The sequence below is a fragment of the Rhodophyticola porphyridii genome (genome assembly GCF_003688285.1).
Taxonomy (GTDB): domain Bacteria; phylum Pseudomonadota; class Alphaproteobacteria; order Rhodobacterales; family Rhodobacteraceae; genus Rhodophyticola; species Rhodophyticola porphyridii.
Window position 1 is genome coordinate 193,638 of sequence record NZ_RCNT01000003.1, and the last position, 19,873, is coordinate 213,510.

A 19,873-nucleotide genomic window follows, 5' to 3' on the forward strand; every position below is an offset into this window, starting at 1 on the left:
TGGGTCGGAACCGCGGCAATGCGCGGCGTCGAAGGGTGCGATCCGGCGCTAGGGCGACACGGGCGTTTCCCGTGCAGACCGGCCAAATCGTCAGACCCTGCGTGATGGGGGCTGTGGAGATATCATCATTCTGTCGCGCGGATGCGCGGCTGCTCACGCGGCAGCGCAGAATGCTTGCAAGGCACATGCGGCCTTGCCGTGTATAAGTCAAGGCTCATGGGGCTTTTCCTTTGCGATAGCATCCTTTATGTGCCGCGCATCCAGACCTGAAGGATATGACAATGGGCTATCGAGTCGTCGTCGCCGGCGCCACGGGCAATGTGGGCCGCGAAATGCTGAACATACTGGCCGAGCGCCAGTTTCCCATCGATGAAATCGTGGCGCTGGCGTCGCGCAAGTCGCTTGGAACCCAGTGCAGCTTTGGCGATAAAACCCTGACCACAAAGGATCTGGACACGTTCGACTTCAGCGGCTGGGACATCGCCTTCTTTGCCATCGGATCGGAGGCGACGGAGAAATACGCGCCCAAGGCCGCGAAGGCTGGCTGCGTCGTGATCGACAACTCCTCGCTCTACCGCTACGACCCGGACGTTCCTTTGGTCGTGCCGGAAGTGAACCCCGAGGCCGTGGACGGCTATGCCAGAAAAAACATCATCGCCAATCCGAATTGTTCGACCGCGCAAATGGTCGTGACGCTGAAGCCGCTCCACGATCGGGCGCGGATCAAGCGCGTCGTCGTCAGCACCTATCAATCCGTCTCGGGCACCGGGAAGGCCGCGATGGACGAGCTGTGGGACCAGACCAAGGGCATGTATGTTCCGGGTCAGGAAAGGGAGCCGTCGATCTACCCCAAGCAGATTGCCTTCAACGTCATCCCCCAATGCGACAAGTTCATGGAGGATGGCAGCACGCGCGAGGAATGGAAGATGGTGGCCGAGACCAAGAAGATCGTCGACCCCGCGATCAAGGTCACCGCCACCTGCGTGCGCGTGCCGGTCTTCGTGGGCCATTCCGAGGCGATCAACATCGAGTTCGAGGAGTTCCTCGACGAGGATGAAGCGCGCGATATCCTGCGGGAAAGCCCCGGCATCATGGTCATCGACAAGCGCGAGGACGGGGGGTACGTCACGCCCGTGGAATGCGTGGGGGATTACGCGACCTTTATCAGCCGCATCCGGCAGGACAGTACCATAGATAACGGGCTGAACCTGTGGTGCGTGTCGGACAATCTGCGCAAGGGCGCGGCGCTGAACGCGGTTCAGATAGCCGAAACCCTCGGCAACCGGATCCTGAAGAAGGGTTGAGCTTGCCGGGGCTGGTTATTGTATAACCGGCACAGTCAGGGGAAGCTTTGCGGGATGTTCTTTCCCGGAGGTTTCCCCGATGCGTTTTCCCGTTTCCGCTCTCGCCCTGATAGCGGCCACTGCGGCCCATGCGGACGATATTGTGACCCGCGCGGATATTGCGCGGGCGACCGTCTACATCGGTGCGGCCGAGATCAGCCGCACCACAACCATTACCGTACCGGCAGGAACCCATCGGGTGATCGTCGCCTTGCCTGGCGGTTCCGCCGAAGCGCCGCAGGTTTCGACCGGGGCGGATGTGGTCCTAGGTGTGCCGAATGAGGTGTTCGGCGTTCCCGTGGCCGAGGGCGCGCTGGACACCGCCGCGCAGGCCCGGGCCCGCGACGCGGTCGATGCCGCGCGAGAGGCGGTGCAGACGGCGGAAGACAGAATTGCCCGTGCCGATGCAAGGATACGCGGTGCAACTCTGCAGATCGCTTATCTGGAAGCTTTGGCGCGGGGTGGAGAAAACGGGGCGGAGATGCCCGATGACCCGAATGATCTTGCCATCTATCTTGGCGCGATCGGCACAGAAAGCGCACGGGTCGGCGAAGATCTGCAGGAGGCACTGGTCGCCCGGCGTGACCTGACCGATGATCTTGACGCCCGCCAGACCGATTTGCGCAGTGCCGAGCAGAGGCTGGCCGCGCTGCGGCCTTTCGGAACAACGGTCAACGGTCTGGCCATCGAGGTCACAGCAGCCGCCGAAACGACACTTGACCTGACACTGGAACATTTCGCTCAAGACGTTGCCTGGTCCCCCAGCTACGAATGGCATCTCGACAGCGAAACAGGCGAGCTGTCGCTTGATCGGTTCATCTCTCTATCCGTCGGCGGCGGGGAGTTTTGGCAGAACGTCGCGGTTACCTTTTCCACCTCCGACCCGTTCCGACAACGAGAGCCCAGCGAGCTTCTTCCGCGGCCCGCACGCATTCATGAGCCCCGCCCCCAGCCGACCCTGCGGGGCGCAGCGGACATGTCATCGGCCGCCTTGAGTGCCGATGTCGTTGCCATGGAACCTGTCGGGATCGCCGAAGAGACATCCGAAGTTTCTTTCCTCGGGCTTGAGGTTAGCTACACCTACAACGCGCCGGTTGTCGTGGGAGCCACCGGGCAGACGATCCTGCCCCTCGATAGCCTGGAATTTGAAACGGAACTGACCAATCGCGCCGTGCCGCGGGACGACTTGACCGCCTTTCTTGTCGCAGAGTTCGAAAATGACAGCGGTGAGCCGATCCTTCCGGGCGAGGCCCTGTTCTTTCGTGATGGAGGGTTGATTGGAAACGAGTGGATCCGGATGATATCGGCCGGCGCCTCCGAGGAGCTTGCGTTCGGCCCTGTCGACCATCTGCGCCTGACCTGGCAGGATCTTTCGCTGGACGAAGGCGATCGGGGCATTTTCGTGCAAACGAACACGCAGGAGCGGCGGGTCGGGTTCACCGTCGAGAACACCTCCGACAACCCCGAAGATGTCAGCGTGCTATACGCCACACCCTTCGCGGAGCAGGAGGATCTGGATGTGGATGTCATGCTCACCCCGCAGCCCACCGCGCGCGATGTCGACGACCTGCGCGGAGTGGTGGCATGGGATATTACCCTCGCCCCCGGGGAGACGCGGGATTTCCGGATGGATGTCAGCTTCGACTGGCCGGAGGGGCTGGTGTTGAACTGGCGGCCATGAGGGCCGCCAGCAGGTTATCCGGCCTCGGCCAGCGCCTTGAGATTGGCCAGTCCCGTCTCGTAATCGCCTCCCACGAGGCCATCCATCGTCAACCCCATCCAGCGACCGATGGGATTGTTGCCCATATCCATATCGAGGCCCCAGGTGACAGTCGTATTGCCCCCATTTTCTGCCAGATCGAACCAGGCCTCGGCGGTGCCCATATCGCCGAAGTCCAGCGCCGTTACGACACGTTCATTCTCGACGCTTTCGACGATTTCCTGACGGCCATCGCCAACACTCGGCTCATCGGACCTCCACTCCATGGTGGCGCCAACTCCGGCCTCGGGCCCGCTATGGGTGACCTGAACATTTGGATCAAGCGCCATCCAGGGCGACCATTCCTGCCCCCGTCGAAGGGAATTGACCAGCGGAAACACCTCCTCCGGCGGCGCGTCGATCGTGATCTGGCGTTCGACGATGACGTTGCGGGGCAACAGATACGCCCCCGCCACAAGCAAAATGGCCAGCACGACCAGGCCAATGAACAGATTTCGAACCAGGCGCATGACACAACCTCCCTGCCGTTTCGTGCCGCCAGACTATCATGAAGCCTCCGGAATTGCGCCGCTGGTCATATCACGACTGGCTAATGCCATCAGACAGGCACGCGATGCGAACACGGCATATGTGAGATGGACGAGCGGACCGGGGTCACCGCCCGGGTCCGAAATGGCGAAACAGGGCGGGCTTGCGATCCATGTCTTCGGCCCTCCTGCAGTGCGGTTGCAGTTCCAAAGCCTCATTCCGGGGTCATTGACCTGCAATGGGCCGCTTCGGCGAAAACATCTCGCGGGTTCAGAAAATGATACCGCTTTCCGTGCGTTTCCGCGCGCCCCTAGAGGTCATTCGGACATTGCGGGTACGCCGCCTAGAAGCGCTCGGCCCTCAGAACCTCGCAATCAAGTACGCTGACCACCCCGATATGGCGATCCACCACGCTGAAGGCGGCATCCAGAAGGTCATCCAGTTTCTCGGGCCGTATGATGCAGACAACGCTGACCATACCGCCCGCGCGGCTGACCTGCCCCTCGCGGCTCCACCGACCCGACCGGCCCGAGCCGCCAAGTACAGGCAGGATCGTGAAGCCTGTGACGCCCGCTTCGATCAGCGCGTCTGACAACCTGCTTTCCATCACCGATTCGATGGCGATTTCGACCCGTTTCGCTTTGTGGGTTTGCATTGGTGTCAGCCTCCGGTGACAGTGCGGGCAATCGCCAGATATATCGGAATGCCAAGCGTCAGGTTAAACGGGAACGTGACCCCGAGCGAGAGTGTCAGATAGATCGACGGGTTTGCCTCGGGCAGGGCCACACGCATGGCAGCGGGGACCGCGATATAGGACGCCGAGGCCGATAGCGTCATAAAGAGAAGCACGCCGCCGGTCGACAGGCCCAGAAGCAGCCCGGCCGCGAGGCCAAACATGCTTCCGATCAAGGGCATCATCACCCCGAAAAGAAACAGCGGCGGACGCAGCACGCCACGGGCTTCGCGCAGGCCCCGCCCCGCGACCAGCCCCATATCCAGCAGGAACAGGCACAGCACACCCTGAAACGGCGCGACGATGAAGCTTGCGATCAGGTCGAGCCCTTCCTGCCCTGTGATCCAGCCGATCAGGAATGAACCGACCAGCAGAACGATGGAGCCGTTCAGCAGGATCTCCCGGATCAGCCCCGGTTCCATGCCACCCTGTCCAGCGCCGCCAAACCGCGCGATCAGCCAGAGCGCCGACAGGATCGCGGGGGCCTCCATCATGGCTGCGACGGCTACCATGTAGCCTTCGCTGTCGAGACCGGCGCTGGCGATGACGGAGCTTGCGGCGACGAAGGTCACGATCGAGATCGACCCGTAATGTCCGGCAACCGCCGCCGCATCGACAACGGACAGCCCGGTCATGACCCGCAGAAGCGCGAAGGCGACAAACGGGATCAGAAAGGACAGGATCGCGCCCGCGACCAGCGACATGATCAGGGTTGCATCCAGCCCATGCGCGGCAACGCTGGCCCCGCCCTTGAACCCGATGGCAAAGAGCAGATACAGTGACATGCCCTTGGCGACGGCCTCGGGGACGGACAGATCGGACCGCGCGAATGCCGCCGCAAGTCCCAATGCGAAGAACAGGATGATCGGCGAGATCAGGTTATCCGCCGCAAGTGCCAGAATGCCGTCCATGGGGCCGCCTTTGCCAAGCTTCACGCGGGGATAGTCGCTGACTCACGTCAGGTAAAGGGGCCTAGCTCTTGACGAAACGCCTGACGGTGCCGTCGAACACCTCAAGGTCACCATCGGCCAGTTCCGCCCACAGCCCGTGCAGGCTCAACTCGTCCCGATCCACCGCCTCGGCCACGAAGGGGTAGCTCAGAAGGTTTTCCAGAGAGACCTGAATACCCTCCTTCTCCAGCGCGGTCTGGCGCAAAGCCGGGTCTTCGATGTCGCCGATCCGCTCATAGCCCACACGCAGAACATCGAGCCAGCGGCCGATGAAGCTTTCCTTCTGCTCCAGCTCGGGCGCGGTGCCGGAACACATCTCGATGCAGCCCCTGACGCCGCCGCAATTGGAGTGCCCCAGAACCAGAATATGCTCCACCTTGAGCACCTTGACCGCGAACTCCACCGCCGCCGCCGTACCGTGATGCTCGCCATCGGGCGTGTAGGGCGGCACAAGATTGGCGATGTTGCGATGCACGAAGATTTCGCCGATCTGCTGGCCGAAGACCGACGTGACCGCGACGCGGCTGTCGCAACAGGCGATGGCCATGGCGCGCGGATGCTGACCCTCCTGCGCCAACCGCTGAAACCAGTCGCGATTTTCGACAAATGTGGTTTCTTTCCAGCCCTTGTAACGGCTCATCAGGTAGGATGGCAGGGTTTTGACGCGGTGCATGTCTCGACTTTCCTTGGGGCGCTACGCAACTAATGCGCATTCAGTGCAATTTCGAGATGTTTTTCCGCCGCGCCTCAATCGTTTCTTCAGAAGCTCGGCCCAGTTTGCCCGGGCCGTGGGGGCAGAAGTGGAGTGAGCAATGGAGCGATCCGTAACGATTTTGCGGGTGGAGGAGCCTGCCCGGTTCAATCCGGATCGGCTGGAAAAGCTGTGCGCCGAACTGGGTGAGGTGCAGGCGGAATCCGAGGTGGCAAATGCCCTTGGTGAGATCGGGGTTCTGCTGGAAAGAATCGCAGCGATCGGGGACCGGAATGGCATAGCGCAACTGGCGGGCTTTCTGGGCAAGCTGATATCGGCCTCCGACAAGATCGGCATGGCGACACTGGCGCGCGTGGCCCGCGATGTCGAGGCAAGCTACGCCCGTGGAGACGCGGTCGCACTTGCCGCTACCCTGGCGCGGCTGCAAAGGGTTGGTGAACGGTCGATCCTCGCGGTCTGGGATCTGGAGGATCTGTCGGGCTGATGGGGCTTGCAGCGCAAATCGGGCGCGCTAGGGTGGCGCAACACAAGGAAACTGCCCGATGTCCGCCCGATTTGCCGAAGAGAGCGCCGAAGCGATCCCGCTTCATCTGCTTGCACCCGATGATATTCCCGATGAGCTCCCGTCCCTGACCGCCGCTCAGCGCGCATGGGTCACGCATCTGGGCTTTTCGGGAAAAGCCGGCGAGGCTGTTAGTCTCGCCGATACGGAGGGCGCGCCGGCAATGGTCCTTGTCGGGCTTGGCACAGCGCGGGACCGGGCCCGCGAACGGTTCGCGGCAGGGGCTGCTATCGCGGGCCTTCCGAAAGGCACCTACCGTATCGCCGCCACGCCCGGCGGCGCCGCCGGTCACGAAATCGCGCTTGGGTATCTGCTGGCCTGCTACCGGTTTGACAGATACCGGACGCAGCCGGGGCCGGAGGCGGCGCTGGTGGCCCCGGACGGCTGTGATGCCAACCGGCTGGAACAGATCGCCGCGGCCGAGTTTCTGACCCGCGACCTGATCAACACCCCCGCCGAGGACATGGGCCCCGATGCATTGGAGGCCGCACTGCGCGGACTTGCGGGGCGCTACGGGGGCGAGGTGAACTCCACCGAGGGCGCGGCGCTGATCGCGGCCAATCTGCCGCTGATCCATACGGTCGGCCGCGCCGCCGCGCGCGCCCCGAGACTGCTGGACATGACCTGGGGCGAGAACGGCCCGGCCCTCACGCTGGTGGGCAAGGGCGTGTGTTTCGACACCGGCGGGCTGAACCTGAAGCCAAGCGCCTCCATGGGCCTGATGAAGAAGGATATGGGCGGAGCCGCCACCGTGCTGGGCCTGGCGAGGATGATCATGGCCGCCAACATGCCTTTGCGCCTGCGGGTTCTGATCCCGGCGGTTGAAAATGCCATTTCTGGGAACGCGTTCCGGCCCGGCGACATCCTGACCGCGCGGAACGGGCTGACCGTCGAGATCAACAACACCGATGCCGAAGGTCGGCTCGTGCTGGCAGATGCTCTCGCACTGGCCAGCGAAACACCACCCGATCTGCTGGTTTCGATGGCGACGTTGACCGGGGCGGCCCGGGTTGCCGTGGGCCCGGACCTCGCGCCGTTCTACACCGATGACGAGGCCCTGGCCGCGGCGCTGGCGACAGCCGCGGGCGCAGTGGCGGATCCGGTCTGGCGCATGCCGTTCCACGAACCCTACGAAACCATGATCGAACCGGGCATCGCCGATCTGGACAATGCGCCGAAAGGTGGCTTTGCGGGTTCGATCACGGCCGCGTTGTTCCTGCGCCGCTTTGTGGCCGATACCCCGCGCTATGCTCATTTCGACATCTATGGCTGGCAGCCCAGCGCAGCCCCGGCGCGGCCAAAGGGCGGCGTCGGCCAGGGCGCGCGCTGTCTGTTCGAGGCCTTGCCGAAGGTGTTGGGCCTATGAATGACCCGCGGATGACCCCGAGCAACGGGCGCGTCGCCCATGTCTCCCTTCAGGGGAAGATCGACGCGAAGAAGTTCGTGCAGGGGCGCTGGACCATGGTGCAGCAGCCGATGGCTAACGTTACCGACCAGCCCGGCGGGAACCGCATCAGCCAGTTGGTTTTCGGAGAGCGGTTTCTGGTGCTGGAGGCGAAGGACGGCGCGGTGTTCGGCCAGTGTGAACGGGATGGCTATGTCGGCTACATGGTTGCGGGCGCGCTGACCGAACCGGAGGACCCGACCCATTGGGTCGTCGCGCCAGCCACGCATCTTTACCCCAAGGCAGATTTCAAGGCGCCGCCGGATGTTTCGGTGTTTTTCGGCTCCCGGGTCCGGGTGCGTGCAGAGCGCGAGAGGTTCCTGCGCATTCACACCGGTCATTTCATTCCCAGGTCGCATCTGCAGCCCATCACGGCCCGGTTCGGCGACATGGTGGGCGTTGCCGATCTGTTTCTTGGCACACCGTACCTGTGGGGCGGGACAAGCCGTTGGGGCATCGATTGCTCGGGCCTGGTGCAGACGGCGCTTCTGGCATGTGGCGTGGCCTGCCCCCGCGACAGCGACCAGCAGCAGGAAGCCCTTGGCCGCGAGCTGCAATATGGTGAGCCGTTGCAAAGAGGCGATCTGGTATTCTGGAAGGGGCATGTCGGGATCATGGCGAATGAGCGGATGCTGCTGCACGCCAATGCCCATCACATGGCCGTGGCCTATGAACCGCTGAAAGACGCCGCAGCGAGGATCGAGGCCGCAGGCGATGGCACGATCACGGCACGCCGCAGGGTCGGGATCGGCTGAAAGCTCACTCCACGGCGCGGATCAGCTTGCGTTCCAGAATGCGTAGAACGGCTTTCAGGTCGTGGCCGCGTTTCAGGATGCGGCCATCCATGCCGATCACCGAATACTGCCCCTGACGCGCCGCGAGCTTGGGGCGTTTTTCGATCCGGTAGATCGGGTGCTCGGCACTGCGCCGGAAAATCGAAAAAACGGCAACGTCGCTCAAGAGCGAAATGCCGTAGTCCCGCCATTCGCCTGCGGCAACCATCCGACCATAGACGGCAAGGATCACGGCAAGTTCCTTGCGATCAAATGCAACCTTTTCAGGAATACGCTCGGGGCTTCTGGGCTGGATCTGGACGACCATCTTTCAAATCTGGCGCGGGTCGCGGCGTAAATCAAGCGCGGCCCGCCCATGATGTGTGAAAGGGCGACATACTCCCCCCTTCTTTAGGATCACGCGGTGTGGTCTACTCCCGCACCTTGGCTTCATAAGCCTCGGCGATATCGCGGGCCAGCGCGCCAACCTCGAAGTTATAGTCCCCGATCCGGCCCACAGGCGTGACCTCCGCCGCCGTGCCGGTCAGCCAGCATTGCTCGAAGCCTTCCAACTCCTCAGGCATGATATGGCGCTCATGCACCTTGATCTGGCGCTCTTTCAACATGCCGATCACCGTCTGCCGGGTGATACCGTTCAGGAAGCAGTCGGGGTCGGGCGTATGCACTTCGCCATCCTTGACGAAAAAGATGTTCGCGCCCGTCGCCTCAGCTACGTAACCGCGGTAGTCGAACATCATAGCATCGGAACATCCCTTCGCCTCCGCGGCGTGTTTCGACATGGTACAGATCATGTAGAGGCCCGCCGCCTTGGCATGCGACGGGATCGTCTCCGGTGAGGGGCGTTTCCATTTGGAGATGTCGAGCTTCGCACCCTTCATCTTCGCATCGCCGTAATAGGCTCCCCAAGCCCACGCCGCCACGGCCAGCCGAACCGGGTTGCGAGCCGAGGAGACACCCATATCATCGCCGGATCCGCGCCAGGCAACCGCGCGCACATAGGCATCGGTCAGGCCATTGGCCTTCATCACCTCATATTTCGCGGCCTCGATCTCATCGACGGTCCAGGGGATCTCCACATCTATGTAACGCCCCGAAGCCAGCAGACGTTCGGAATGCTTCCGGCTTTCGAAGATCTTGCCGTTATAGGCCCGCTCACCTTCGAAGACGGCCGAGGCGTAATGCATCGCGTGGGTCAGAATGTGCACATTGGCCTCGCGCCACGGCACCAATGCACCGTCCATCCAGATCGTGCCATCGCGGTCATCATAGGTTCCGCTCATGTTTCCCATCCTTCATCATCTTACGGCGCCGAGGGGTTGCCGTTTTCGTTTGTTGCGCAAAATATGACCGAAACGGACATAAAATTGCGCAAAACCGCGCAACCGCTACCAATTGATTCTTGGAAAGTCAACAAGGCTGACATAAACTGGCACAAAGCCCCGATAGGGACGAAGGAAGGGACATCATGATGGCGGATCGCGGAACAGCCAATGCGTTGGTCAGCGGCGAAAGCCTGCTGTTCCTGACCGATGAGCAGTTGCGCCGCGGGATCGAGGCAATGTTCTTCGCCTATCGCGGGTTTACGGCAGACCCGGACCGGATCTTGCAGAATTACGCCTATGGCCGCGCCCATCATCGGGCGATCCACTTCATCAATCGGAGTCCCGGCACGACGGTCAACAATCTTCTGGATATTCTCGGGGTTACCAAGCAGTCGCTGAACAGGGTCCTGCGTGCACTGGTCGATGACGGGCTGGTGGAAAGCCGGGTCGGCACCCGGGACAAACGAGAACGGCATCTGTTTCTGACCGATGCGGGCACCGCGCTGGAGCGTGAGTTGTCGGATGCGCAGCGAAGCCGGATGCGGGCCGCCTATCGCGCCGCCGGCCCCGAAGCCGTAGCCGGGTTTCGCACCGTTCTGGAGCAGATGATGGACCCCGACATGCGCCGCCACTATCAGACGACAACCGAGAGCGCATCATGAACGAGACCGTCGCCCATCTGCTGATTGTCGATGATGACGAGCGCATTCGCGGATTGCTGCAGAAATTCCTGATCCGTCATGGCTTCATGACCAGCGTGGCCCGTGACGCGGCCCATGCGCGGCGGCTTCTGTCCGGCCTGGAGTTCGATCTGATCGTGCTGGATGTGATGATGCCCGGCGAAGACGGGCTGGACCTGACCCGTGCGCTTCGCGAGACGCTGAGCACGCCGATCCTGCTGCTGACGGCCAAGGGAGAGGCAAGTGAACGGATCAAGGGGCTGGAAGCCGGCGCGGATGATTATCTGCCCAAGCCGTTCGAACCGAAGGAGCTGCTTCTGCGGATAAATGCAATCCTGCGCCGCCTGCCTGCTATGACCGAACCGCAGGACGCCCCCAAGGTTCTGCATCTCGGCAGCATCCGCTACGATCTGGAACGCGGCGAGATGTGGCAGGGTCAGGACAGTATCCGCCTGACGGCGACCGAAGCCGCGCTCATGCGGATCTTTTCTGCCTGTCCGCATGAGCCGGTCAGCCGGGCGCAACTGGTAGAGGATCTGGGCCGCGACAAGGGGGCGGGTGCAGAACAGGCGCAGGAACGCGCGGTCGACGTTCAGATCACGCGGCTCAGACGCAAGATCGAAGCCGATCCGAAGCAACCCCGCTATCTGCAGACCGTGCGCGGGGCGGGCTACATGCTGGTACCCGACTGATGCCGACGCTTCTGGTCGAAAACCGCGCCGGGCTGGCACATGAGATGCCCGCCGGACATCCGGAACAGATTGCCCGCCTCCAGGCGGTGCTGGATGTGCTTGCCGGACCGGGCTTTTCCGGGCTGATCCGCGCTGAGGCGCCGATGGCCGGCGAGGACGATCTGCTGCTGGCCCATCCCGCGGAGCATATCGCCGCGATCCGGGACGCGATCCCGGAAACCGGGCTGGCCGCACTTGACCCAGACACCTCGGTCTCGCCCGGATCCTGGGAGGCGGCTCTGAAAGGTGTCGGCGGCTGCCTGTATGCCGTCGATCAGGTGCTGTCAGGCGAAGCAACGAACGCCTTTGTCGCCACACGTCCGCCCGGTCATCACGCGGAACGCATCCGGCCCATGGGCTTTTGCCTGTTCGGCAACATCGCGATCGCCGCGAAACACGCATTGGAGAGGCATGGCCTGTCCCGTGTGGCGGTGGTGGATTTTGACGTGCATCACGGCAATGGCACACAGGATCTGCTGTGGGATGAGTCGCGCGCCTTCTTCGTCTCCTCCCACCAGATGCCGCTCTACCCCGGCACGGGCGCGCCTTCGGAACGGGGCGGGTCGAACAACATCCTCAACCTGCCGCTTGGACCCGGAACCGGCGGCGCGGAAATGCAGCGGATCGTGGAAACCCGGATGCTGCCACGACTGGCGGAGATCGCACCCGACCTGCTGCTGATCTCCGCCGGTTTTGACGCCCACAAAGCGGACCCGCTGGCCAATCTGAACTGGGATACCGAGGATTTCGCCTGGATCACGAGAACGCTCTGCGCCTTTGCCGGGGCGCATTGCGGCGGGCGCGTGGTCTCGACTTTGGAAGGCGGCTATGATCTGGATGCACTCGCGGCCTCGGTCGCGACCCATGTGACGGTGTTGATGGAGCAAGACGGATGAGCGCGCAGAAACCGATTGAGGACATGAGCTTCGAAGAGGCCATTCGCGAGCTTGAAACCGTTGTCACGGCGCTTGATCGCGGAGATGTGGCGCTGGAGGAATCCATCGGGCTTTACGAACGGGGCGCAGCTCTCAAGGCAAGATGCGAGGCCAAGCTGAAAGAGGCCGAGGAGAAGGTTGCGCAGATCACGCTGGATGCGACTGGCCAGGCAACGGGAACGACGCCTGCCGACGGCTTGTAAGTGTTTCAGAATGCGCTTGGCGAGGCGCAATCCGCTATCGGGCAGTTTCTGGAAAACCGGATGGCTCGACTTGCGCCCGGCACGATATCCGACGCGATGCGCTACGCAACGACGGGTGGAAAAAGGCTGCGCGGGTTTCTGGCATTGGAGTCCGCACGGCTCTTCGATGTACCTTTTGCGCAATCGGTTCATGCAGCCGGCGCCGTGGAATGCCTGCACGCCTATTCGCTGGTCCATGACGATCTGCCCTGCATGGATGATGATGACCTGCGCCGGGGCCAGCCCACAATCCATGTGAAGTGGGATGAGGCCACCGCGGTGCTTGTGGGCGATGCATTGCAAAGCTTCGCCTTCGAGCTCCTGGCCGATCCCGACGCAGGCGATGCGACCCAAAGGATAGACCTTGTGGCCGGTCTGGCGCGTGCTTCGGGCGCCGACGGTATGGTGCTGGGACAGGCCCAGGATATTGCGGCGGAAGCCGCCGGTCGCGCGCTGTCTATCGACGAGATTACCGAGTTGCAGGCCAACAAGACCGGCGCGCTCATCGCATGGCCGGCGGAAGCGGGCGCAATTCTGGGGCGTGCAGACCCGGTGCCGCTGCGGCGATACGCTCATGCCATCGGCCTTGCTTTCCAGATCGCCGATGACATCTTGGACATCGAGGGCGATGTCGCGAAGGCAGGCAAGAGGCTTCAGAAAGATGCCGCCGCCGGAAAGGCCACCTTCGTGTCGCTGCTGGGGCTGGACGGAGCGAAGGCACGCGCCGCCGATTTGGTGGAAGAGGCGGAAGCCGCGCTGACACCCTATGGCGACCGGGCACGGACCTTGAAGGCGCTGGCCCGCTATATTATCGCCCGCGACAGGTGAATGCGCCCCTGAAGGGAGGCCAGACGATGACCAGCCAACCCCACACCCCGCTGCTCGACCGGGTCAGAAGCCCCGCCGATCTGAAGCGCATGTCCGACGCGGAGCTTCGGGCGCTTGCCGATGAACTGCGCGCGGAAACCATCGCGTCGGTCAGCAAAACGGGCGGGCACCTGGGCGCAGGGCTTGGCGTGGTGGAAATGACGGTTGCCATCCACGCCGTGTTCGACACTCCAAGGGACCGGCTGATCTGGGATGTGAGCCACCAGTGCTACCCGCACAAGATCCTGACCGGGCGCCGCGACCGGATGCCGAGCCTGCGGCAGAAAGACGGGATCAGCGGGTTCACCAAACGCAGCGAAAGCCCCTACGATCCCTTTGGCGCGGCACATTCTTCCACCAGCATTTCCGCCGCCCTCGGCTTTGCCGTGGCCCGCGATCTGGGGGGCGCGCCCGAGCATGGGCTGGGCGACGCGATTGCGGTGATCGGCGATGGCGCGCTCAGCGCCGGCATGGCCTATGAAGCGATGAACAATGCGGGCCATCTGGGCAAGCGCCTGATTGTCATCTTGAACGACAACGAGATGAGCATCGCCCCGCCCACGGGCGCTATGTCGTCCTATCTCTCGCGGCTCTACGCGGGCGCCCCGTTTCAGGAGTTGAAGGCCGCGGCCAAAGGGGCCGTTTCCTTGCTGCCGGAGCCCTTTCAGGAAGGTGCGCGCCGGGCCAAGGAACTGCTGAAAGCCGCCACAGTCGGGGGCACCTTGTTCGAGGAACTCGGCTTTTCCTATGTCGGGCCGATTGACGGGCACGATATGGAACAGCTTCTCGCCGTTCTCAGAACCGTCAAGGTCCGGGCCGACGGGCCGATCCTGATCCATGCGATCACCAAGAAGGGCAAGGGATACGTCCATGCCGAGAGCAAGCCGGACGGCGGCCACGCCACCACGAAATTCGACGTGCTCACCGGAGAGCAGAAAAAGGCGCCCTCCAACGCGCCCTCCTATACCAAGGTCTTTGCGCAGGCCCTGATCCGAGAGGCGGAGGATGATCCGCTGATCACCGCTGTGACGGCCGCGATGCCCGATGGCACCGGTCTCAATCTTTTTGCCGAGCGGTTTCCGAACCGGTGTTTCGACGTGGGTATTGCCGAGCAGCATGCGGTGACGTTCAGTGCCGGCATGGCGGCCGGGGGCCTGAAACCGTTCTGCGCGCTCTACTCCACTTTCCTGCAGCGCGGGTATGATCAGGTCGTCCATGATGTGGCGATCCAGCGCCTGCCCGTTCGGTTCGCGATTGACCGCGCGGGCCTTGTTGGCGCGGATGGGGCAACCCACGCAGGCAGTTTCGACATCGCCTATCTGGCAAATCTGCCTGGCTTCGTCGTGATGGCCGCGGCGGATGAAGCGGAACTGGTCCATATGGTCGCCACCGCACGGGCAATCGACGACCGGCCATCGGCCTTCCGCTTCCCCCGGGGCGAAGGTGTCGGCGTCGAAATGCCAGAACGCGGGACGGTACTGGAGATCGGCAAGGGCCGCATCGTGGCGGAAGGCTCCCGGGTTGCGATCCTGTCCTTCGGAACCCGCCTGAAGGAAGTGCAGGACGCCGCCGAAGCGCTGAGTGCCAACGGGATTACGCCGACGATCGCGGACGCCCGTTTCGCCAAGCCGCTGGACGAGGATCTGATCCTGCAACTTGCCCGTCATCACGAGGCGCTGATCACCATCGAGGAAGGCGCCATTGGCGGTTTCGGATCGCATGTCGCGCAGCTTCTGGCCGAAAACGGGATGTTCGACAGCGGTCTCAGATATCGCTCAATGGTGTTGCCGGATATCTTCATCGATCAGGCCAGCCCGCGGGACATGTACGCCGTGGCCGCCATGAATGCCGAGGACATCGTGGCGAAGGTGCTGCGCACACTGGATATCGGCGTGATCGGAAAACGCGCCTAGGACGGCAGGGTCGCCGCGGGATCGGGCAGAGGCCGCATCGACGTGCTGATCTCCATCGGCAGGCGCCGCCCCCTACCCGGCTTGCCCAGCACACGACCCTGATCCACAACGATCTCCCCGCGCGAGATGACGGTTTCGGGCCAGCCTCTTACCACCCGCCCGGCATAGGGGTTGTAGCCGGTGTTGTCGTGCAGATCATCCACGCCAAAGGTGACGGTCCTGTCAGGATCCCATAGTACGATATCCGCATCCGCGCCGGGCGCGATCCTGCCCTTGCCGGGCAGACCGTAGATATCGGCCGGATTTGTCGCAGTAAGCGCCACGAAGCGTTCGGCCCCAAGCCGGCCTTGCGACACCATCGCGTCGAACAGAAGCGGCAGACGGGTTTCCAGCCCCGGCATGCCATTGGCGATCTTGTTGAACGGCGCATCGCGGCCATGGGCAAACTTGCCGGTGTCATCCAGCCGATAAGGGGCATGGTCGGAGGAGACCACCTGCAGATACCCCCGTTCCAATGCCTGCCACAAAGCCTCCTGATCCTTGAGTTCCCGCTGCGGCGGACTGCACATCAGGCCAGCGGCCTCATTGCCCGGAAGATCAAGCTGATCTACCGTCATGAAGAGGTAATGGGGGCAGGTTTCGGCCAGCGCGGGCACACCGCGCGCGCGGGCAGCCCGAACAATCTCCACGCCCTCGGCGCAGGAGATATGAAACAGCATGACGGGCTGCCCCGTCACCTCGGAAAAGATGCACATCCGGTTCAGCGCTTCGATTTCGGCGGCGCGGGGGTGGGACGCGGGATGGAACCGCGCGCCTGTTTTCCCGGCTTCGATCAGACGCCGGGTCATCCAGCGGATCAGCCCGTCATTCTCGGAGTGGATGTTGACCAGACCACCATGGCAGCGCGCGCACCACAACACATCCAGGATATCCTCATCGCCCATGCGCACCCTGTCATAAACCGTGAAAAGCTTGATTGAGCGGTGACCCTGAGCAAGAAGCGACGGCAGATCATCCGTCAGATTCCCGCCAGACAGATCTGATACGATGATATGAAACGCATGATCGCAGATCGCGCCTTTGGCGGCGAGCGCCTGATAATCCTCCACCACCTTTGAAAGCTTTTGCCCCGGGTGCTGCGCCGCAAAGGAAATCGTTGTCGTGGTGCCCCCAATCAGAGCCGAACGCGTCGCTGTTTCGAAGCTGTCGGCATTCATCAGCCCGGCGCCGGAAAGCTGTTCGATATGGCAATGGCTGTCGACGCCGCCCGGCATGACCAGCCGCTCGGTGGCGTCAATCTCCACCGGGGCCTGCCCGATCTGCTGGCCGACCGCCACGACTTTCCCGCCCTGAACAGCGATATCCGCGCGCTCCGTGCGCTCGGCGGTAACCACTGTTCCGTTGCGGATTATCATGTCATGAGACTGTCTTGCCATGCGTTTGCCATCTGCCCAGAGTTGCCCAGTTCGGTACACTTACGGTATACGTAGACAAAGCCGGAGGGCAAGTTGCCGCGAAAGTGGTCCTGTCGGCCCCTTGTAGCGGGAGGTTATGAAGATAATGAGTATCAACCAGGCGCAATCCGGGGCAAAAACGCTGAGCGCGGCGGTGCATGACCGGCTGAAGGGGATGATCCTGGGCGGAGATCTTCCGGCCGGCACCCGGCTTCAGGAGAAAGCATTCGCCGAACGGCTTGGCGTGTCGCGGACGCCCGTGCGCGAAGCGATTGCCAGACTGGTGAGCGAAGGCCTGGTCAGCCGCGTGAATGGTGGCGCGCCCACTGTCAGCAATATCTCGATCACCGACATCATGGAGCTTCTGCATGTCCGGCGGCTGCTGGAATGCGAGGCGGCGCGCCAGGCGGCCGGCGTCAACGGGCCACCGGAGCCATTCATCTCCTTGCGCAAAAGGGTGACGGACTTCCTTGGCTCGGAACGGCCGACACCCACGGAGCATGCCGCGCTGGACGATGAACTACATGCGCTTATCGCAAAACGCGCCGGATCCGGCCTTCTGCATGAGTTGATCGTCGGATTGAAGCTGAAGACCAGGATGTTCGACAACGGCTCGATCCCGGAGCGGTTCGAGCCGGGCTGCCGGGAGCATATCGAGATCATCGATGCGATTCTGGCGCAAGACCCGAACCGCGCCGACAAGGCGATGCGGCTTCATCTGGAAAATGTCCGGTCGGCGATTCTGGCGCATGTAAACCGTCTTTTCTGACGGCATCCTGCCTTTTCGATGAGCAGATCCACCTGATCGGCGGGCTGATCCCGCCATCTCCGTTGACAGGATATACTTTTGGTATACCGTCGGTATGGAATCAGGGAAATGAGGGCGCGCGCGTGAGCAGTTCAATCGATACCACCCCGGCAAAGGCGAGACCGGGCGGAGAGGTCGAGCTTGCAATCACCTTCCTGTATTACCGCGACCTGTCCACAGCGATGGCCTTCTACGAAACGGTTCTGGGATTGAAACTGGCCATCGATCAGGGTTGGTCGAAGATCTACCGGATTGCCGGGCAGGCCCATGTGGGGCTGGTTGACGAGACCCGCGGCATGCAGCGCGCGTCGGAGCAGAAACCCGTGCAGATCTGTCTGCGCGTGGCGGATGTCGACGCCTGGTACGACTGGATAAGGACCAGTGAGGCCAAGGGTCTGACCCGGATGTTCGACAGCACCGAACTTGGCATCCGCGCCTTTGCCTTCAACGACCCCGAAGGCTACCAGATCGAGATCCAATCGGTGTTGGCGTAAGCGCCAGCACTGCAACGAGACAAGGGCGGCGAAACGCTCAGGCAGAACGCCATCAACAAGGAGACAGCTGAAAATGACGAAGCAATTCCCAACCAAGCTGAAAGGGCTGCTGGCAACGGCCGCGCTTGCTCTGGTCCTGCCCGGCATCGCCGCGGCGCAGGATCAGACCCTGACCGTCGGCTTGACCGCCGACGCCGTACATCTTGACCCGCAGGCCGGCGAAGAGCTGTCCAGCAACATCATGTTCTACCACCTTTACGACCCGCTGGTGCGCCGCGACGCGAACCTTCAATTCGGGCCCGGATTGGCGGAAAGCTGGGAACTGGTGGATGACGTCACCTGGCGGTTCACCCTGCGCGAAGGCGTCACCTTCCATAACGGGGAGCCGTTCACCGCCGACGACGTGATTTTCACCTTCGACCGGCTGAAAGACTCGCTGATGTCGAACCTGGCCAAGAACATCGACACCTATACAGCCGTTGACGAGCGCACGATAGAGATCGTCACCTACCAGCCCTATGCAGCCCTGCCGAACGATCTGGCCGCGATCCTGATCCTGAACAGGGATCACGCCGAGGCAGTGGGCGAAGACCAGATGGAGTTGCAGCCGGTCGGCACGGGCCCCTATCAGTTGAATGAATGGATCCGCGAAGACCGTATCGTTCTGGATGCGTTTCAGGAATATTATGCGGGACCCGCGGAGATCGATCAGGTGGTCTTCCGCCCGCTGACAAACCCCGCGACACGGACGGCGGCCCTGCTGACCGGAGAGCTGGATATCGTGCAGGATCTCTCGGTGCGCGATGTGGAACGGGTTGCAGCAGAGGACGGATTTGAGGTCGTCACGCGGCCCAGCCTTCTGAATCTCGTTCTGGCACTGGATGTGCGCCCCCAATCGCCGACAATCGATCTCGACACCAACCCGATGACCGACCGGCGCGTGCGGGAGGCGATTGCCCGCGCGATCGATGTGGAAACGATCCGCACGGTGATCATGAACGGGCTGTCCACCCCTTCGGAACAATATGTGCCCTCCACCCATGTCGGATATCTCGAAGGCGCCAATTTCCGCGAGATGTACCCGTTCGATCTGGAGGCGGCCCGCGCTCTGATGGCCGAGGCGGGATATGCGGACGGCTTTACCATGACCCTTGACGCCACCAACAACCGCTATGTGAACGATGCGCAGATCGCTCAGGCGCTCGCCTCGATGCTGTCGCAGATCGGGATCACGCTGGAATTGAACCTGATGCCGCGCGCGAACTTCTTCGGCTATATCCGGGTGCCGTCCGAGCAGTCGAGCTTCATCATGTCCGGCTGGGATGTGCCTTCGGGCGATGCCGGATCGATGTATGCCAGCATGTTCTATTCACCCGGCACCCGCGAAGGGTATTCGCAGGTCAACCGCGGCCACTACTCCAATCCGGAAGTCGACCGTCTGATCGATCTGGCGGACTCGACCCCGCGGGTCGAGGAGCGCGATGCCCATTTGCAGCAGGTCACCGAAATCCTGTTGCAGGACATTCCGATGATCCCGGTTCATTACGAGCAGGATATCTACGGCGTGCGCGACGGGATCGAGTTTGAACCCCGGACAGACAAGTTCCTCTGGGCCTACGACATCCGAATCGCCGAGTGATC

The 19,873-nt window shown here is 62.6% G+C and carries 21 protein-coding genes; 14 read left to right on the plus strand and 7 right to left on the minus strand.

Annotated features, from left to right (window positions below; genetic code table 11):
- The first annotated feature begins 281 nt into the window (after window positions 1-281).
- Both D9R08_RS07795 and D9R08_RS07800 read left to right on the plus strand, forming a co-directional pair.
- Window positions 282-1,304, plus strand: a complete 1,023-nt coding sequence (locus D9R08_RS07795; RefSeq protein WP_121897471.1) for an aspartate-semialdehyde dehydrogenase — start codon at window positions 282-284, stop codon at window positions 1,302-1,304.
- A 79-nt stretch (window positions 1,305-1,383) separates the two neighbouring features.
- Complete coding sequence (locus D9R08_RS07800; protein WP_121897472.1) at window positions 1,384-3,024, plus strand: mucoidy inhibitor MuiA family protein; 1,641 nt, start codon at window positions 1,384-1,386, stop codon at window positions 3,022-3,024.
- A 14-nt stretch (window positions 3,025-3,038) separates the two neighbouring features.
- Here D9R08_RS07800 and D9R08_RS07805 read toward each other — a convergent pair whose 3' ends face one another.
- The 4 genes from D9R08_RS07805 to D9R08_RS07820 form a co-directional block, all read right to left on the minus strand.
- Window positions 3,039-3,572: an SRPBCC family protein gene (locus tag D9R08_RS07805; RefSeq protein WP_121897473.1), complete on the minus strand. Its 534-nt coding sequence runs from the start codon at window positions 3,570-3,572 to the stop codon at window positions 3,039-3,041.
- Window positions 3,573-3,934: 362 nt separating this feature from the next.
- Window positions 3,935-4,246 carry a P-II family nitrogen regulator gene (locus D9R08_RS07810; RefSeq protein ID WP_121897474.1) on the minus strand — a complete coding sequence of 104 codons (312 nt, stop codon included), beginning with the start codon at window positions 4,244-4,246 and terminating at the stop codon, window positions 3,935-3,937.
- Between the two features lie 5 nt (window positions 4,247-4,251).
- Entirely contained in the window at window positions 4,252-5,235 is a 984-nt protein-coding gene (locus tag D9R08_RS07815; protein WP_121897475.1) for a sodium-dependent bicarbonate transport family permease, read from the minus strand.
- Window positions 5,236-5,296: 61 nt separating this feature from the next.
- Complete coding sequence (locus tag D9R08_RS07820) at window positions 5,297-5,947, minus strand: carbonic anhydrase (protein ID WP_121897476.1); 651 nt, start codon at window positions 5,945-5,947, stop codon at window positions 5,297-5,299.
- Between the two features lie 139 nt (window positions 5,948-6,086).
- Here D9R08_RS07820 and D9R08_RS07825 point away from each other — a divergent pair, with 139 nt between their 5' ends.
- Genes D9R08_RS07825 through D9R08_RS07835 form a run of 3 tightly spaced genes read left to right on the plus strand, consistent with a single transcriptional unit; the run spans window position 6,087 to window position 8,747 of the window.
- The gene (locus tag D9R08_RS07825; protein WP_121897477.1) at window positions 6,087-6,470 is read left to right on the plus strand and encodes a hypothetical protein; all 384 of its coding nucleotides are present in this window, start codon (window positions 6,087-6,089) and stop codon (window positions 6,468-6,470) included.
- A 58-nt stretch (window positions 6,471-6,528) separates the two neighbouring features.
- A complete protein-coding gene (locus tag D9R08_RS07830; protein WP_121897478.1) occupies window positions 6,529-7,914 on the plus strand; it encodes a leucyl aminopeptidase family protein in 1,386 nt (461 codons plus the stop codon).
- Window positions 7,915-7,925: 11 nt separating this feature from the next.
- The gene (locus tag D9R08_RS07835; protein WP_233557336.1) at window positions 7,926-8,747 is read left to right on the plus strand and encodes a C40 family peptidase; all 822 of its coding nucleotides are present in this window, start codon (window positions 7,926-7,928) and stop codon (window positions 8,745-8,747) included.
- Window positions 8,748-8,751: 4 nt separating this feature from the next.
- Here D9R08_RS07835 and D9R08_RS07840 read toward each other — a convergent pair whose 3' ends face one another.
- Window positions 8,752-9,093: a DUF2794 domain-containing protein gene (locus tag D9R08_RS07840; RefSeq protein ID WP_121897480.1), complete on the minus strand. Its 342-nt coding sequence runs from the start codon at window positions 9,091-9,093 to the stop codon at window positions 8,752-8,754.
- Window positions 9,094-9,196: 103 nt separating this feature from the next.
- Window positions 9,197-10,066, minus strand: a complete 870-nt coding sequence (locus tag D9R08_RS07845) for a branched-chain amino acid aminotransferase (protein WP_121897481.1) — start codon at window positions 10,064-10,066, stop codon at window positions 9,197-9,199.
- Window positions 10,067-10,254: 188 nt separating this feature from the next.
- Here D9R08_RS07845 and D9R08_RS07850 point away from each other — a divergent pair, with 188 nt between their 5' ends.
- Genes D9R08_RS07850 through dxs form a run of 6 tightly spaced genes read left to right on the plus strand, consistent with a single transcriptional unit; the run spans window position 10,255 to window position 15,476 of the window.
- Window positions 10,255-10,770 (plus strand): MarR family winged helix-turn-helix transcriptional regulator, encoded by a 516-nt coding sequence (locus D9R08_RS07850; protein ID WP_121897482.1) that lies wholly within the window; start codon window positions 10,255-10,257, stop codon window positions 10,768-10,770.
- Window positions 10,767-11,480, plus strand: coding sequence for a response regulator (locus D9R08_RS07855; RefSeq protein ID WP_121897483.1), 714 nt, complete (start codon window positions 10,767-10,769; stop codon window positions 11,478-11,480). Before D9R08_RS07850 ends, D9R08_RS07855 begins: the two co-directional genes overlap by 4 nt.
- Entirely contained in the window at window positions 11,480-12,415 is a 936-nt protein-coding gene (locus tag D9R08_RS07860; RefSeq protein WP_121897484.1) for a histone deacetylase family protein, read from the plus strand. Before D9R08_RS07855 ends, D9R08_RS07860 begins: the two co-directional genes overlap by 1 nt.
- The gene (locus D9R08_RS07865; RefSeq protein ID WP_121897485.1) at window positions 12,412-12,657 is read left to right on the plus strand and encodes an exodeoxyribonuclease VII small subunit; all 246 of its coding nucleotides are present in this window, start codon (window positions 12,412-12,414) and stop codon (window positions 12,655-12,657) included. Before D9R08_RS07860 ends, D9R08_RS07865 begins: the two co-directional genes overlap by 4 nt.
- 36 nt (window positions 12,658-12,693) lie before the next feature.
- Window positions 12,694-13,524, plus strand: a complete 831-nt coding sequence (locus D9R08_RS07870) for a polyprenyl synthetase family protein (protein WP_325048873.1) — start codon at window positions 12,694-12,696, stop codon at window positions 13,522-13,524.
- A 26-nt stretch (window positions 13,525-13,550) separates the two neighbouring features.
- Window positions 13,551-15,476 carry a 1-deoxy-D-xylulose-5-phosphate synthase gene (gene dxs, locus D9R08_RS07875; protein WP_121897680.1) on the plus strand — a complete coding sequence of 642 codons (1,926 nt, stop codon included), beginning with the start codon at window positions 13,551-13,553 and terminating at the stop codon, window positions 15,474-15,476.
- Here the strand turns inward: dxs and hydA are convergent.
- Window positions 15,473-16,891 (minus strand): dihydropyrimidinase, encoded by a 1,419-nt coding sequence (gene hydA, locus D9R08_RS07880; RefSeq protein WP_233557339.1) that lies wholly within the window; start codon window positions 16,889-16,891, stop codon window positions 15,473-15,475. The genes dxs and hydA overlap by 4 nt on opposite strands.
- 145 nt (window positions 16,892-17,036) lie before the next feature.
- Between hydA and D9R08_RS07885 the strand changes: the two genes are divergently transcribed.
- The 3 genes from D9R08_RS07885 to D9R08_RS07895 all read left to right on the plus strand — a co-directional run bounded on the left by D9R08_RS07885 (window position 17,037) and on the right by D9R08_RS07895 (window position 19,871).
- Entirely contained in the window at window positions 17,037-17,699 is a 663-nt protein-coding gene (locus D9R08_RS07885; protein WP_121897487.1) for a GntR family transcriptional regulator, read from the plus strand.
- A 122-nt stretch (window positions 17,700-17,821) separates the two neighbouring features.
- Window positions 17,822-18,232, plus strand: coding sequence for a VOC family protein (locus D9R08_RS07890; protein ID WP_233557341.1), 411 nt, complete (start codon window positions 17,822-17,824; stop codon window positions 18,230-18,232).
- Window positions 18,233-18,305: 73 nt separating this feature from the next.
- The gene (locus D9R08_RS07895) at window positions 18,306-19,871 is read left to right on the plus strand and encodes an ABC transporter substrate-binding protein (protein ID WP_121897488.1); all 1,566 of its coding nucleotides are present in this window, start codon (window positions 18,306-18,308) and stop codon (window positions 19,869-19,871) included.
- Window positions 19,872-19,873: the final 2 nt, after the last annotated feature.

Coding starts and splice junctions, on each gene's coding strand:
- D9R08_RS07795 (WP_121897471.1), top strand. CDS start 282: ATGGGCTATCGAGTCGTCGTCGCCGGCGCCACGGGCAATGTGGGCCGC.
- D9R08_RS07800 (WP_121897472.1), top strand. CDS start 1,384: ATGCGTTTTCCCGTTTCCGCTCTCGCCCTGATAGCGGCCACTGCGGCC.
- D9R08_RS07805 (WP_121897473.1), bottom strand. CDS start 3,572: ATGCGCCTGGTTCGAAATCTGTTCATTGGCCTGGTCGTGCTGGCCATT.
- D9R08_RS07810 (WP_121897474.1), bottom strand. CDS start 4,246: ATGCAAACCCACAAAGCGAAACGGGTCGAAATCGCCATCGAATCGGTG.
- D9R08_RS07815 (WP_121897475.1), bottom strand. CDS start 5,235: ATGGACGGCATTCTGGCACTTGCGGCGGATAACCTGATCTCGCCGATC.
- D9R08_RS07820 (WP_121897476.1), bottom strand. CDS start 5,947: ATGCACCGCGTCAAAACCCTGCCATCCTACCTGATGAGCCGTTACAAG.
- D9R08_RS07825 (WP_121897477.1), top strand. CDS start 6,087: ATGGAGCGATCCGTAACGATTTTGCGGGTGGAGGAGCCTGCCCGGTTC.
- D9R08_RS07830 (WP_121897478.1), top strand. CDS start 6,529: ATGTCCGCCCGATTTGCCGAAGAGAGCGCCGAAGCGATCCCGCTTCAT.
- D9R08_RS07835 (WP_233557336.1), top strand. CDS start 7,926: ATGACCCCGAGCAACGGGCGCGTCGCCCATGTCTCCCTTCAGGGGAAG.
- D9R08_RS07840 (WP_121897480.1), bottom strand. CDS start 9,093: ATGGTCGTCCAGATCCAGCCCAGAAGCCCCGAGCGTATTCCTGAAAAG.
- D9R08_RS07845 (WP_121897481.1), bottom strand. CDS start 10,066: ATGAGCGGAACCTATGATGACCGCGATGGCACGATCTGGATGGACGGT.
- D9R08_RS07850 (WP_121897482.1), top strand. CDS start 10,255: ATGGCGGATCGCGGAACAGCCAATGCGTTGGTCAGCGGCGAAAGCCTG.
- D9R08_RS07855 (WP_121897483.1), top strand. CDS start 10,767: ATGAACGAGACCGTCGCCCATCTGCTGATTGTCGATGATGACGAGCGC.
- D9R08_RS07860 (WP_121897484.1), top strand. CDS start 11,480: ATGCCGACGCTTCTGGTCGAAAACCGCGCCGGGCTGGCACATGAGATG.
- D9R08_RS07865 (WP_121897485.1), top strand. CDS start 12,412: ATGAGCGCGCAGAAACCGATTGAGGACATGAGCTTCGAAGAGGCCATT.
- dxs (WP_121897680.1), top strand. CDS start 13,551: ATGACCAGCCAACCCCACACCCCGCTGCTCGACCGGGTCAGAAGCCCC.
- hydA (WP_233557339.1), bottom strand. CDS start 16,891: ATGATAATCCGCAACGGAACAGTGGTTACCGCCGAGCGCACGGAGCGC.
- D9R08_RS07885 (WP_121897487.1), top strand. CDS start 17,037: ATGAGTATCAACCAGGCGCAATCCGGGGCAAAAACGCTGAGCGCGGCG.
- D9R08_RS07895 (WP_121897488.1), top strand. CDS start 18,306: ATGACGAAGCAATTCCCAACCAAGCTGAAAGGGCTGCTGGCAACGGCC.